The 14120-nt window shown below is 65.9% G+C and carries 13 protein-coding genes; 8 read left to right on the forward strand and 5 right to left on the reverse strand.

All coding sequences use genetic code 11. The features are described 5' to 3' along the window. Window positions 1–15: 15 nt before the first annotated feature. From secD to F9Z44_RS20060, 3 genes are all read right to left on the reverse strand, one after another. Window positions 16–1890: a protein translocase subunit SecD gene (gene secD / locus F9Z44_RS20050; RefSeq protein ID WP_159608439.1), complete on the reverse strand. Its 1875-nt coding sequence runs from the start codon at window positions 1888–1890 to the stop codon at window positions 16–18. A 98-nt stretch (window positions 1891–1988) separates the two neighbouring features. Then, on the reverse strand, window positions 1989–2315 hold the full coding sequence (yajC, locus tag F9Z44_RS20055; protein WP_159608440.1) for a preprotein translocase subunit YajC: 327 nt from the start codon (window positions 2313–2315) through the stop codon (window positions 1989–1991). 135 nt (window positions 2316–2450) lie between these two features. After that, complete coding sequence (locus tag F9Z44_RS20060) at window positions 2451–6050, reverse strand: indolepyruvate ferredoxin oxidoreductase family protein (protein WP_159608441.1); 3600 nt, start codon at window positions 6048–6050, stop codon at window positions 2451–2453. A gap of 179 nt (window positions 6051–6229) precedes the next feature. On the opposite strand from F9Z44_RS20060, the gene F9Z44_RS20065 reads away from it, so the two are divergent. The 7 genes from F9Z44_RS20065 to F9Z44_RS20095 all read left to right on the forward strand — a co-directional run bounded on the left by F9Z44_RS20065 (window position 6230) and on the right by F9Z44_RS20095 (window position 12107). Beyond that, entirely contained in the window at window positions 6230–6739 is a 510-nt protein-coding gene (locus tag F9Z44_RS20065; RefSeq protein ID WP_159608442.1) for an Lrp/AsnC family transcriptional regulator, read from the forward strand. A 200-nt stretch (window positions 6740–6939) separates the two neighbouring features. Further along, a complete protein-coding gene (locus F9Z44_RS20070; RefSeq protein ID WP_159608443.1) occupies window positions 6940–7500 on the forward strand; it encodes a hypothetical protein in 561 nt (186 codons plus the stop codon). A 136-nt stretch (window positions 7501–7636) separates the two neighbouring features. Then, the gene (locus tag F9Z44_RS20075) at window positions 7637–8296 is read left to right on the forward strand and encodes a hypothetical protein (protein ID WP_159608444.1); all 660 of its coding nucleotides are present in this window, start codon (window positions 7637–7639) and stop codon (window positions 8294–8296) included. Next, a complete protein-coding gene (locus F9Z44_RS20080) occupies window positions 8293–8754 on the forward strand; it encodes a hypothetical protein (RefSeq protein WP_159608445.1) in 462 nt (153 codons plus the stop codon). The genes F9Z44_RS20075 and F9Z44_RS20080 overlap by 4 nt, the downstream gene beginning before the upstream one ends. 7 nt (window positions 8755–8761) lie before the next feature. Then, window positions 8762–9583, forward strand: coding sequence for a hypothetical protein (locus F9Z44_RS20085; protein WP_159608446.1), 822 nt, complete (start codon window positions 8762–8764; stop codon window positions 9581–9583). Window positions 9584–9593: 10 nt separating this feature from the next. Then, window positions 9594–11567, forward strand: a complete 1974-nt coding sequence (locus F9Z44_RS20090) for an SdrD B-like domain-containing protein (RefSeq protein ID WP_159608447.1) — start codon at window positions 9594–9596, stop codon at window positions 11565–11567. Between the two features lie 63 nt (window positions 11568–11630). Next, window positions 11631–12107 (forward strand): hypothetical protein, encoded by a 477-nt coding sequence (locus F9Z44_RS20095; protein WP_159608448.1) that lies wholly within the window; start codon window positions 11631–11633, stop codon window positions 12105–12107. A 27-nt stretch (window positions 12108–12134) separates the two neighbouring features. Here F9Z44_RS20095 and mltA read toward each other — a convergent pair whose 3' ends face one another. Beyond that, window positions 12135–13376: a murein transglycosylase A gene (mltA, locus tag F9Z44_RS20100; protein WP_159608449.1), complete on the reverse strand. Its 1242-nt coding sequence runs from the start codon at window positions 13374–13376 to the stop codon at window positions 12135–12137. Here mltA and F9Z44_RS20105 point away from each other — a divergent pair. Then, a complete protein-coding gene (locus F9Z44_RS20105; protein WP_162147742.1) occupies window positions 13309–13470 on the forward strand; it encodes a hypothetical protein in 162 nt (53 codons plus the stop codon). The two genes, mltA and F9Z44_RS20105, sit on opposite strands and share 68 nt — an antisense overlap. A gap of 14 nt (window positions 13471–13484) precedes the next feature. Here the strand turns inward: F9Z44_RS20105 and F9Z44_RS20110 are convergent, their stop codons facing one another. Continuing rightward, on the reverse strand, window positions 13485–14111 hold the full coding sequence (locus F9Z44_RS20110) for a response regulator transcription factor (RefSeq protein WP_159608450.1): 627 nt from the start codon (window positions 14109–14111) through the stop codon (window positions 13485–13487). Window positions 14112–14120 lie beyond the last annotated feature (9 nt).

Here is a 14120-nt window from a genome sequence, read left to right on the forward strand (position 1 = left end):
GATGCGATGCCTCGTTCAGTCGGCCTTGACGGCGGGAGTCTGGTCTTCGGGACGCCAGACGGTGCCGATCGACACGGTCTTGAGTTTTTTCTGCCGGCCGTACCAGAGGTTGACCAGGCCGCGCGAGAAGAACACCGAAGAGAACATGCTGGTCACGATGCCCAGACAATGCACCACCGCGAAACCGCGCACCGGGCCGGAACCGAAGATCAGCAACGCCAGGCCCGCGATCAGCGAAGTCACGTTGGAATCCAGGATGGTGCCCCACGCGTGGTCGTAGCCTGTGTTGATCGCTACCTGGGGGGAGACGCCACGGCGCAGTTCTTCACGCACCCGTTCGTTGATCAGCACGTTGGAGTCGATCGCCATGCCCAGTGCCAGGGCCATGGCGGCGATGCCGGGCAGGGTCAGCGTGGCTTGCAGCATGGACAGCAAGGACACCAGCAGCAACAGGTTGAAGCCCAGGGCGATGCTGGAGAACATGCCGAAGAGCGCGTAGTAGACGCACATGAAGAAAACAATGACGCCAAAGCCCCAGATCACGCTGTGGAAGCCTTTGGAGATGTTCTCCGCGCCCAGGCTCGGGCCAATGGTCCGCTCCTCGACGATTTCCATGGGCGCGGCCAGTGAGCCCGCGCGCAGCAAGAGGGCGGTGTCGTTGGCCTCGACCGTGGTCATGGCGCCCGAGATCTGCACCCTGCCGCCACCGATTTCGCCACGGATCACCGGTGCGGTGACCACTTCGCCACGGCCTTTTTCAAACAGGATGATGGCCATGCGCTTGCCCACGTTGTCTCGTGTGACATCGCGGAAGATGCGCGCCCCTTTGGCGTCCAGCGTGAGATGCACGGCGGCTTCCTGGGTCTGGCTGTCGAAGCCCGCCTGTGCGTCGGTGAGGTTTTCACCGGTGAGCAGCACGTCGCGTTTGACCACGACGTTGCGACCGCCACGCTCGGGGTAGCGCTCGGAGCCAAACGGCACTGCGCCGGTACCACGCTCGGCCGCCTGACCATCGGTGGATTCGTCCACCATGCGCACTTCCAGCGTCGCGGTGCGGCCCAGGATGTCCTTGGCCTTGGCGGTGTCCTGCACACCGGGCAGCTGCACCACGATGCGATCGGCACCCTGCTGCTGGATCACCGGCTCGGCCACGCCGAGTTCGTTGATGCGGTTGTGCAGGGTGGTGATGTTCTGCTTGAGGGCCTGCTCCTGCACGAGGCGCGCGGCTTCGGGTCGCAGGGTGGCAATCAGGCGGAAATCGGGGGTGTCGGTGAGCAACAGGTCGGGAAACTGCGCACGGATCAGGTCTCGAGCGGTGCCCAGTGTCTGGGCGTCGCCGGCACGCAGCTCCAGGGTCTGGCCGCTGCGGCTGATGCCACCATGGCGCAAACCCTTTTCACGCAGCAGGGTGCGCAGATCGGCCACCAGCACGTCGGCGCGGCGCTGCAGGGCAGCGGCCATGTCGACCTGCAGCATGAAGTGCACACCGCCGCGCAAGTCCAGGCCGAGGTACATGGGGGAGGCGCCCAGCGACGCCAGCCAGGCGGGCGTGCGGGGCAACAGGTTGAGAGCGACCACGTGGCCCACGTCCGCTGGGTCGGGATTGAACGCCTTTTCCAGTGCGTCGCGCGCCTTGAGCTGGTCGTCGGTGCTCTCGAAGCGTGCCTTGACCGAATTGGCGTCGAGCTGAATCAACGCGGCTTGAACACCTTGCGCGGCCAGCGCCTGCTCCACCCGGGTGACGGTACCGCTGTCGATACGCACCGTGGAACGCGCCGCAGACACCTGCACAGCGGGCGATTCGCCGAACAGGTTGGGCAGCGCAAAGATCGCACTGATCAGCAAAACGATCAGGATGATCGCGTACTTCCACAGCGGGTAACGGTTCATGGTGTGCCGGCCCTGGAGGCCGCAGGTGTGTCAGCGATGTCGGGGGGGGTGGACTTGATGCAGCGACAGGAAGGGCGAACCCACCCCGTCGAAGACGCTCAGACGTTCTTCAGCGTGCCCTTGGGCAACACCTGAACCACCGCAGTGCGCTGCATCTGGACTTCCATGCCGTCGGCAAGTTCCACACCGACATAGATTTCACCGATCTTGGAGACCTTGCCGAGGAAACCACCGGCGGTCACGACCTCATCACCTTTGGCCAGCGCTTCGACCATGGCTTTGTGCTCTTTCTGGCGTTTCATCTGGGGACGGATCATCACGAAATACAGCACCACGAACATCAACACCAGAGGCAACATGCCCAGGATGGTGGATTGGGTATCGCCACCAGCGGCGGCTTGGGCGTAAGCGGAGGAAATGAACACGGGCGGTCTCCAACAGGTTCGGGATCAGAAAAAGGCCAAGCGCCCGGGCGCCGCAACAAGCGACGCCCGGGCGCAGGAACACAACCCGCGATTGTATGCCGGGGGTCCTTGGAACGATGGGCGAAAGCCCGTGGCTCAGGCCGCCCGGGCCAGGCTGGGCGCACCAGCCGGCTGTTGCCACTGGATCAGCAGCCCATCGCGGCGCGAACGGGCGGCGGCCAGGTTGCGTTCCTTCACATGCCCGAAGCCTTTGATGTGCTCGGGAATGCGGGCGATGTCGGTGGCCAGCTCCAGGTTGGTGGCGTTGAGCGCCGGCAGCAGGGCCTCGATGTCAGCGCGGTATTCGCCGATCAGGGCACGTTCGGTGCGGCGCTCCTCGGTGCGACCGAAGATGTCCAGCGCGGTCCCGCGAAGGCCCTTGAAGCGGGCCAGCCACTTGAACGCAGTGAACATGTACGGGCCGAACGGCTGCTTGACCAGTTCGCCTCGCTCGTTCTTCTTGGCAACGAGCGGCGGCGCCAGGTGCACCTTGAGCTTGAAGTCGCCTTCAAACTGGCTCGCCAGGCGGGCGTGGAACGCTGGGTCGCTGTGCAGACGGGCCACCTCGTACTCGTCCTTGTAGGCCATCAGCTTGAACAGGTTGCGCACCACGGCCTCGCTCAACGTGGTCTTGCCCAGCGGCGCTTCGGCCGCGCGCACCCGTGCGACGAAGCGCTGGTAATCGGCGGCGTAGGCGGCGTTCTGGTAACCCGTGAGGAACTCGACGCGGCGCGCGATCAGGTCGTCGAGTGAGTCTCGCTTCTTGAACTGGATCACCTGTTCACCAGCGCTGGCCTTCTGCCACAGCGCGGCCACAGCCTGCGGGTTGTGCGCGGCGCGGCGGCCCCATTCAAAAGCGGCCTTGTTCTTCTCCACCTGCACGGCGTTGAGCTCGATGGCGCGCATCAGCGATTCGAGCTCCAGCGGCAACCAGCCCTTCTGCCATGCGTAGCCCAGCATCATGGGGTTGGTGTAAAGGCTGTCGCCCATCAAACGGGTCGCGGCGGTTTCGGCGTCGAACGCGCCCACGGCATCCACACCCAGGCTGTGCACCAGTGCGTCCACGCAGGCCTGCGCTGGGTTTTGCCAGTCGGGGTTTTTCACAAAGGCCGCGGTGGGCGTGGCGCTCACGTTGAGGGCCACGTGGGTGCGGCCGGCGCGCAGGCGCTGCCAGGTTTCCTTGTTCGCGCTCACGATCGGGTCGCAGCCGATGATCAGATCGGCTGAGGCCGAGGCAACGCGCGTGGTGCGGATGTCGTCCTGCCGCGCGCCGATGAGCACGTGGCTCCAGGTCGCGCCACCCTTTTGCGCCAGGCCCGCCGCGTCCTGCGTGACGATGCCCTTGCCCTCCAGGTGCGCGGCCACGCCGAGCAGCTGGCCGATGGTGATGACGCCCGTGCCGCCGACGCCGGCCACGATCACGCCCCAGGCTTCCGCGCCCAGCACCGGCAATACCGGCGCCGGCAACACGCCGCCGGTCCATTCGGCGGTGGTGCCCTTCTTGTCCTTCTTGCGCAACTGTCCACCCTCGACCGTGATGAAGCTCGGGCAGAAGCCCTTCAAGCACGAGTAGTCCTTGTTGCAGGTGCTCTGGTTGATGGTGCGCTTGCGACCGAACTCGGTTTCCAGCGGTTCGACAGACAGGCAGTTGGACTGCACGCCGCAGTCGCCGCAGCCCTCGCACATCAGCTCGTTGATCACCACGCGCTTGGCCGGATCCACCAGCGTGCCGCGCTTGCGGCGGCGGCGCTTTTCGGTGGCGCAGGTCTGGTCGTAAATGATGACCGTGGTGCCCTTGATCTCGCGGAATTCCTTCTGCACCGCATCGAGCAGGTCGCGGTGCTGGATCGCGATGCCCTCGGGCAGGCCCTTCACGCCGTCGTACTTCTCGGGCTCGTCGGTCACGATGGTGATTTTCACGGCACCCTCGGCACGCATGCTCTGCGCGATCTGCACCACGCTGTGGCCTTCGGGGCGTTCGCCCACTTGCTGGCCGCCGGTCATGGCCACGGCGTCGTTGTAGAGGATCTTGTAGGTGATGTTCACACCGGCCGCGATGCTCTGGCGCACCGCCAGCAGGCCGCTGTGGAAATAGGTGCCGTCGCCCAGGTTGGCGAACATGTGCTGGTCGTGGCTGAACGGCTGCTGACCGACCCACGGCACGCCCTCGCCACCCATCTGGGTGAAGCCCACGGTGGCGCGGTCCATCCAGATCGTCATGAAGTGGCAGCCGATGCCGGCCATGGCGCGCGAACCCTCGGGCACGCGGGTGCTGGTGTTGTGCGGGCAGCCCGAGCAGAACCAGGGCTGGCGCTCGGCACCAGCCACGCCCTGCGTGAGCAGGGTCTGCATCGACTGCTCCTGCGCCGTGAGGATGGCCAGTTGCGCGTCGATGCGCGCCATCACGTCTTCGGGCACCTGGCCCATCTTCTTCAGGCGCTTGGCAATGGCGCGCGCAATGATGGCCGGCGACAAGTCGGCGTTGGCGCGCAAGAGGGTGCGCTCGCTCGGGTTGGGCATGGACCACTCGCCGCCACTGAAATCGCCTTCGGCTTCTTCGAACTTGCCCAGCACGTTGGGCCGCACGTCGGGGCGCCAGTTGTAGAGCTCTTCCTTGAGCTGGTATTCGATGACCTGGCGCTTCTCCTCCACCACCAGGATCTCGCGCAGGCCGGTGGCGAATTCGCGCGTGGTCTGCGCCTCCAGCGGCCACACCACCGCCACCTTGTGCAGGCGCAGGCCGATGCGCCGGCAGGTGTCGTCGTCCAGCCCCAGGTCCAGCAGGGCCTGGCGCGTGTCGTTGTAGGCCTTGCCGCTGGCGATCAGGCCAAAGCGGTCGTTTGGCCCGGCGATCACGTTGTGGTTGAGCTTGTTGGCGCGGATGTAGGCGAGTGCTGCGTACCACTTGTAGTCGAACAGGCGCGCCTCCTGGTCCAGCGCGTGGTCGGGCCAGCGGATGTGCACGCCGCCGGGCGGCATGACGAACTCGGGCACCACGATGTTCACGCGGTCCGGGTCGATGGTGGCGGTGGCGCTCGACTCCACGATCTCCTGGATCGTCTTCATGCCCGCCCACACGCCGCTGAAGCGGCTCATGGCGATGGCGTGCAGGCCCAGATCAAGGATGTCCTGCACCGAGGCCGGGAAGAACACCGGCAGGCCGCAGGCCTTGAAGATGTGGTCGCTCTGGTGCGCAGCGGTCGAACTCTTGGCCACGTGGTCGTCGCCGGCCACCGCGATCACACCACCCCAGGGCGTGGTGCCGGCCATGTTGGCGTGCTTGAACACGTCGGAGCATCGGTCCACACCCGGGCCCTTGCCGTACCAGATGCCGAACACACCATCGAACTTGTTGGTGCCGGGCGGCGCGAAGCCCAGCTGCTGCGTGCCCCACAAGGCGGTGGCGGCCAGCTCTTCGTTCACACCGGGCTGGAATACGATGTTCTGCGCCTTGAGGTAGGGCGCGGCTTTCTGCAGCGCCTGGTCGTAGCCCCCCAGCGGCGAGCCGCGGTAGCCGCTGATGAAGCCCGCCGTGTTCTTGCCCACCAGCGCGTCGCGCTGGCGCTGCAGCATGGGCAGCTTGACCAGCGCCTGCACTCCGCTCATGAACGCGCGGCCGTGGTCGAGCGCGTATTTGTCGTCCAGCGTGACGGTTTCCAGCGCGCGGCGAATGTGTTCGGGCAGGGGGGCGTTCATGGTCTTGTCTCCGTGGTGGGCGGGTTCGCTTCTTGAGCGGCTCGAGTTCAAGGACGCGCGCCGTTAGGCGCACAACTCCAGTGTGGCGCACAGTGTATGCCCCACTGCGCGACAGGTGTTTGCGTTTCATGCCCGTTTTGCCGATGATTGAGCAAGATTCATTCTAGAAACGGCACCTCATGGAAACACTCGACAAGTTCGACATCGCCATCCTGCAAGAACTGCAAAGCGATGGCCGCCTCACCAACGCCGAACTGGCCCAGCGCGTGGGTTTGTCGGCCGCACCCTGCTGGCGGCGCGTGCGCTCGCTGGAAGAGGCGGGCTTCATTCGTGGTTACCGGGCCGAGATCGACCGCGAAAAGATCGGTCTGGGCGTGCTCGCTTTCGTGCGTCTGGATGCGGATCGCAACAGCGGCGACGTCACGCGCAATCTCGAGAACGCCATCCGCCAGATCCCGGAAGTCGTGTCCTGCCACTACATCAGCGGCTCGGGCACTTTCGAACTCCAAGTGGTCAGCCGCGACCTGAACCATTTCAGCCAGTTCGCCCGCGAGGTGCTGTTGAACCTGCCCAACGTGAAGGACTTGCACACCAGCTTCTCGCTCGGCGAAGTGAAATCGGGAAGTGCACTTCCGTTGTCTCATCTATTGACCAAAAGTACGAGCTCGGCAAACAAGTCCGGAACTTGAACATTTTTGTAGCCATTCATCTCAATATTTAGACCGCTGGGTAACAAAGTCGCTGTAAGTCGTTGAGATATGTGAATTTTTTCCCACTTACAACTTGCCTTCAATCGTGTCGTTTCGTAACATTGGGCCATCAACCCCCGTGGAACAGGTACCTGAAAGTGCTCAGCCCACACTCCTCACTTCAAATTGAAGGAAACGTCGTGAAAAAAGCCTTGCTGCTCAAAACCACCCTGGCCCTGGCTCTGGCCACCCCGCTGCTGGCCTCGGCCGAGTCGCAATTGGTCACCGGCACCGGCACCGCCAACGTCGATCTGAACCTGCGGGTCGTGGTCCCCGGTTTCATCGCATTGAAGGTCGGCACCGGCGCCATCCTCGGCAACACCTCCACGGTGGATCTGGTGGACTTCGTCCTGACCGACCCGCAGGCCACCGCAGACGGCAACGTGGCTGCCACTTCGGGCGGCGTGGTCCCGGTTCAGCTGTTGTCCAACATCGGCAACGTGAACTTTTCTTCGGCTGGCGCCGATCTCAGCAACGGCACCGAAACCATCCCGCTGTCGCGCATTGCGGTCGCCGTCGGCGGTGGCACGTTGGCCCACCCCACCTTCGGCGCGGCTGCAACCACGGTCACCCCGACGTCCGGCCGGATCATCAACCGCACCAGCAACTGGACCTACAGCTACAACCACCAGGGCGCCACGGCGCCGGTGGGTGCAGGCAACTACCAGACGACGGTCACCTACACCGCTGTGGCTCCCTGACTCTGCGGTGAAAGCAAGGTGGAGATGAGGATAAGCAACGGCAGAGGGACTGCGGATCGCAGCCCTTCGTTTGTTCATCGGTGGCACCCCACCCTCCCTGCGGAGCAGACAAACACACATTGACCACGTTGACCTCATGAAACGCGCCCGCCGCTGCAGCACACCACAATGCAGTCTCACCGCCTGCGTGGCACTGCTGCTCGCGGCACAGACGTCTGTGGCCCATGCCTGGTCGCTGGAGATCACGTCCGGCGCCCGGCGCCTGTTTCTGCATGTGGGCGACGGCGCGCTCAGCGGCCAGCAAGGCACCCTGAACGGCCCGGCGGGCACCAGCGGCATCGTCAACACGGTGCAAGTGTCCCCCTCGGTGAACGAGCTGCTCAGCGGCGCTGCCTTGACCATGACCAGCAACAGCACCCAGAGCGTCAGCCTGTACGGCGGCGGAAACATCACCTGCCCGACGCCCGAGCGTCAGGTCATGATCGGTGCGGGTTATCGCCGCAACAACGGCTCTGGCAACGCCGTGCTGACGGTGACTTCGCCTTCGAACCTGATCAACCTCGCCACCGGCGACACGATTCCGATCACCCAGATCAGCTGGACAGTTTCCGCTGCGAACAGCAACGTGCCGGGCGTGATTCCGGCCGGTACCTTCACCGCTGGCACCCAGACGCTGGCCACCGTGTCGGCCAACACGTACATCGAGAACTGCCATACGTTCATCTACGCCAACAGCGCGGTTCGCGCGCAAGGCACGTACACCGGCAGGGTGACCTACACCCTCACCAGTCCATGATCCGACTCAGCCGCTTGCTCGCGATGGTCGTCATTGGACTGACGTCCGCCAGCGCCGGGGCCAATCCGCACCGGCTGGACGATTCGTTGAGCCACACCGTGCCACCCAATGTGGAGATGCAGTGGCTGCCATTGAAGGCCGGCCAGCCGTTCGCTGGCGGCATGGAGGCGTGGTTGCGCGTCAACATCCGCATCGACACCCGCGCCTGGACAGGCCGCAGAGGGCGCATTTACATGGTTCTGCCGCGCGATCAGGCATCCAACATCGAAGCCGTGTGGACCACGCAAGGACGCCTGCAGGCCGGTCGCCTGGTGTCGGGCGAACGCACGCTGGTGTTCGCCGGCACCATCCCCGGCGCCACACTGGAGGATCAAATGCAGGTGCGGCTGCGCTCGAACGCCGACTGGTCATCCAACAACCGGCGCCTGAACTTCCATTTCGAACTCGACGTCGACTGAATCCGCCATGCCCATCGCGCTTCCGAGCTCCTTGTTTCAATCCTTGCTGGGCTGTGCGTGTGCCGGTGTCGTGGTGTTCGCGCCGCTGGCCGTGCATGCCCAGGGATTCACGGCCTACGTCGCACCACCGCGGTTCGAGGTTCAGGCCACACCCGGCCAACCGCTGCGACAGGTGCTGGAAATCCAGCACGTGGGGCAGCAAAAAGGCAAGTTCCGCATCTACACCAGCGACTGGACCCTCAATCCTGACAACTCGGTGACATTCAGTGCCGACCTCTCTGCGGACAGCTGCCGACCCTGGGTGGCCATTGAGCGACGCGACCTGGTGATAGAACCCGGTGCGCGCTACCGCTACCGCTTTGAAATCACGCCGCCGCCCGGCACAGCGGCGCGTGAATGCCGCTTCGCGATCATGGTCGAGGGGCTGGACACGGCGCGGGCACAAGGTACCCTGAGTCTGCCGGTGGGCGGGCGCATCGGCGTCATCGTCTACGCCGCCATCGGCGACGCAGCACCCCAGCTGGAAATCGCAGCCACTCGCGTGGTCACGCTCAATGGCAAGCCGACTGCGGTGGTCGACGTGCGCAACCGAGGCAACGCCCATGGGCGGCTTGAAGGATTCGTCAACGGTACCGACGCCACCGGCGCACGCCTCGAGATGACCCCTTCCGATCTGCCCATCCTGGCGGGTGAAACGCGTGCCATTGCAATCACCGCAGTGGTGGAGGACGGCAAGCCCGCCCCGGAAGTCCGGTTCCCGCTCACCGTCAAGGGCACCCTCGAATGGGGCAAGAACCGCTTGCCGCTGGACGCGAGCTTCGCGCCATGAGGCTTGCGGGGTGACACGCCCGTTGCGCTGCCTTTCGGCCTGCCTGGCCATTGCACCCCTGCTGCCGGGCGCCTGGGCCCAGAGCACGCCGGTGCAAATCCCTGGCGAAGAGCCCACCACCGCCTATGTGGACCGGGTGATCGAGAATCTGCCGCCCGAACCCGCAGCCGACACCGCTGCCTACACCTACGACCGCGAGGGTTTGCCGCGCTTCCTGCAGCTGGAGACCCGACTCGGCACCGAACCGTTCGACCCCACGCACAACGCGCGCATGGGATACGGTCTCCAAGGCCTGCTGGAAACGGCCAATCACGGCACGCTCTCGGTTGACGGCAGCTACGCACCACGCGACAGCAATGGCACCCTGACGCTGCGCCAGCGCGCCATGCCCCTGGATGGTGGCTGGTTGACCAGCAACGAGCTGGGCGTGATCAACACTCCGATTCCCTCCGTCACGCGCCTGCCCTCCCGCGTGTACCTGCCCTCGTCCATCTTGCGGGGGCTGAGCACCGAGTGGGAGAACCCTGGCCAAGGGGTGCAGCTGCTGGCCTCCGCCGGCGAGCCCGGTCTGCTGGCGTTCTTGCCTGCCAGCGGCTTTCAGCGCCTTGCCGGACGGCGCGCCACGCTGGGAGGTCAGTGGCGCTCCAACGCTGCTGAAGCGGACCCGCTGGCCCGCGAAGGCTGGACCATAGCGCTGCGCCATGAAGACGCCCGCAACGTCTCGATCTTCGACACACCGCTGCAACCCGGCGACACGGTCAATGCAAATTCCACTCTGCTGGCCTTGAGGCACGAGGGCGCGGAACAGCGCATCCAGGGCCAGTTGGTGAGCACACGGGCCAGCAACCTGCGCGGTGACCGCGGCGGTTTCTGGATTGACGGCGAATGGGACGACGGCCCGCGCCGGCACGGCGCAGGCATGTACCGGCTGGAGCCCGATCTGAGTTGGGCGCAGCTGCCGATGGCCAACAACGTGGTGGGCGCCTACGTGCGCTCCAGCTGGCGCACACGCCAGTGGTCGGCCGAGAGCTCGGTCGACTGGCTGGATTCGATCACGGGCCGCGGTGGCAGCGGCTACTTCGCCACCGGCTCCGCGCGCTGGCGGCTCAACCGAGATCACACGCTCGGTGCGGGAGCCTCGGTGCGGCGGTTCAATGGCAACGCCTGGAGCACTTACGGCGATTGGCGTTTCCAGAACAGTTGGGGCGCCAGCGGCCTTCGGCTGGAGTTCACCGGCGACGACAACCAGGCCGATTCGCGTGGCCTCACGTGGGATCAGGCATGGCAGGTGCCCCAAGGCTGGGCACTGTCCACCAGCCTGGGCGCCAATGCGTACAGTGCCACGGCGCTGCAGCCGGCCGAAACCACGTGGAGCGGCGCAGCCAGCTTTGCGGCGCCGCTGAGCAGCAAAGCCAGCCTGCGTGGCAACTTCAACACCGAGCGCAGCGACACAGGGCAGACCCGACACAGCCTGAACCTGGGGGCCAGCTGGCGCATTGACGCGCGCTGGAGCCTGGAAGGTAACTACAACCGCTCCAACGGCAGCCGCCGCTTGACCCCATCGCTCGACCCGTTGGCGCCTGTGCCGCTGGTCATCCCGGATTCAGACCGCTCCTTTTACGCCGTGCTGCGCTACCAGTTCGAGGCCGGCAGCCGCAATGTACCGTTGGGCGGCAAGGCGGCAGAAGGAGGTGGCCGCATCGAGGGCACGGTGTACTTCGACGCCAACCGCAGCGGCACCCAGGAAGCCAGCGAAACCGGTGTGCCCAACGTCACCGTGTTCCTGGACAACCGTTATGCCGTGCGCACCGACAGCCAGGGCCGTTTCGAATTCCCCTTCGTGGCCAGCGGTCCACGAACGGTGAGCGTGCGGCCCGACACGCTGCCGCTGCCCTGGAACGTGGTCGATCAAGGCCAGGCCAAGGTCGACGTGCGCCGGCGCGAAAGCGTCTCGCTGAGCATTCCCGTTCAACGCAGCGAGTAGGACACCACGATTCGAGCCCGGACAGAGGGCTCAAGTTGACACCGGGCGGGCCGATAGAGAGCCATGGCCCGTGTAACGCACTCTCTTTTGGCATGCTTCTGCGCCGGCGCACTGTTCCTGGTGCCCGGCAGCGTCATGGGCGAGGCTGTCCAGGCGGGGCCAGACGGTGCCAGCGCCTCCCTGCGCATCCGCATCGTTGTGCCCTCCGTCATGCGGGTGCTGGAGAACAGCCACCCTGCGCAGATGGACCCCGTCGTCGATGGCGACTGGAGCGCCGAGCAGCGACTGGTGGTGGTCTCCAACATGAAGCGGGGTTTCTGCGTGACCTTGCGCATGAGCACACCCGAGGTGGAAGCCTGGCGTCTGCAGACGGAGCAGTCTGGTGGCATCACGCTCAACGCGGTGAGCGACGGCTACCGGCTCTGCACGCCTCGCGCAGGCCGCTACACGCTGCTGTTGCGTCACGAGTTCGAGGCGGCTGGCAAAAACACCAACGCATCCCTGCGCTGGCCCGTGCAGACCGATATCACCGCACTCTGACAAGGTGCCCCCACACTGCGCCGCCCACTAGCGCGGCACCAGCACCCACATCTGCAGCGGCTGCTTGAGCGCGGCCGCCGTGAGGTAGGCCTCGTCGCTCCAGCCCCCCCAGCCGGTGAACAGGTCGGCGCGCACCGCACCCACGATGGCGCCGCCCGTGTCCTGCGCCATCACCAGCTTCTGCACGTTGAGCGTGGCGCCTTGCGAGGCGAGCCACACGGGCGTGCCATAGGGAATGCTCTGCGGGTCGACGGCGATCGAGCGACCGGGCGTGAGCGGCACGCCCTGGGCACCGCGTGGGCCGAAACGGGCATCGAGGTCCGACAGGGCTTCCTCGCGGAAGAACACGGTGCGCGGATTGCTCCACAGCATCTCGTTCACGCGCTGCGGGTTTTGCGCGGCCCAGGCCTTGATGGCGGCCCACGAGGCTTCGCGGATCGCGCCCTGGTCCAGCAGCCAGCGACCCACGCTCTGGTAGGGCTGGCCATTGTGCCCGGCGAACGCCACGCGCACCTGCCGCGCGCGGCCGTCGGCCTCCACCACGTTGAGGCGGCCAGAGCCCTGGATCTGCAGGATCAGCGCGTCGATGGGATCGGCCAGCCAGGCCACCGCGCGGCCCTGCAACGCGGCCTGCGCGGCGGGCAGGGTGTCGATCTCCTGCCGGCTGTACCAGGTCTGTCCGCTGCGCAACCCGGCCGGCGGCGCGTAGAGCGGCGTGCGGTGCACGGCGGTGGGCACGCGGCTCGCCGCCATGATCGGCTCGTAGTAGCCGGTGAGCAAGCCGTCGGGTTGGCTGCCGTCGGGATCGAGCACGCGGTAGGGCTGGAAGCGGCGCATCACCCAGGCCTGCTGTTCGGCCGCGGTGCCGATGGCGAGCTGGCGCAGTTCTGCGCACGGGCCGGCCTGACCCGGGGCGGGGCGTTCGCAGCCGCGCACCCAGGCGTTCCAGACTTCGTGAAGGCTGTCCTGCCCCCAGCCGGGCAACTCGCTCCAGCGCGCAGGTGTCCAGCGGCTCTTGCCGCGCTGGATCGGCGGGGGCAAGGTAGCCGCATCCACCGCCACACCGGCCACCGGCGGGCTGGGCAACGCAACAGGCGCCGGGCCTTGCACGGGACCGACCGCGCAGGACACCAGGCTTCCTACAATCACCGCGCTCGCTCCCACCTTCACGACCGCCCGAAAAACCCGACCGAAACGATCCATGACCTTGTTGTTGCTTGAAGCGCTCGGCGCGTTGGTGTTGCTGGTGTTCATCGTGTGGTGGACCATGTTTTCAGGGCGCAAGGGCGGCGAGCTGCCCGAGGAAGTGGAGCGCCAGAAGCGCGACCCGCGAGCGAGCAGCGAGCCGCCCGAAGACCGCTGAGTTGCCCGGGTCCGTCAAGGCCGCAGGGCATTGGCCAGTTCCACGGCCGACTTCACGCCCATCTTGTCGAACACGCGCGAGCGGTGAACCTCCACCGTGCGCACGCTGATGTTGAGCTGATCGGCCACCAGCTTGTTGGGCAGACCGGCGACCACGAGATCCATCACGTCACGCTCGCGGTCGGTGAGGCTGCTCAGGCGCTCTTGCAGTTCGCGCTGCACGCGCCGACGGGCCAGCACCTGGGCCGACTGGTCCAGCGCACGCTCCACCCGATCGACCAGCGCGTTGTCGGAAAACGGCTTTTCGCAGAAATCGAAGGCGCCGCGCTTGACCGCGTCCACCGCCGTGGCCACATCGGCGTGGCCCGAGAGGAAGATCACCGGCAGGGTCTCCTGCCAGGGCAAGGTCTGCAAGCGCTCGAACAGGGCCAGCCCGCTCATGCCAGGCATGCGCACATCCAGCAGCACACAGCACGGCGTGGTGGGCTCGTTGTTCCAGACCTGTGCGTCGCCGAGGAACGCCTCGGCGCTGTCGTAGCCGTCGCTCACCAGCCGGCGTGTGCGCAGCAGCCAGGCCAGGGCATCGCGCACGCCCGCGTCGTCATCGACGAGGTAGATCTTGGCGTCGAGATGCTGAGTCATGGGCGAATG

Source organism: Hydrogenophaga sp. PBL-H3 (genome assembly GCF_010104355.1).
Classification (GTDB): Bacteria; Pseudomonadota; Gammaproteobacteria; order Burkholderiales; family Burkholderiaceae_C; genus Hydrogenophaga.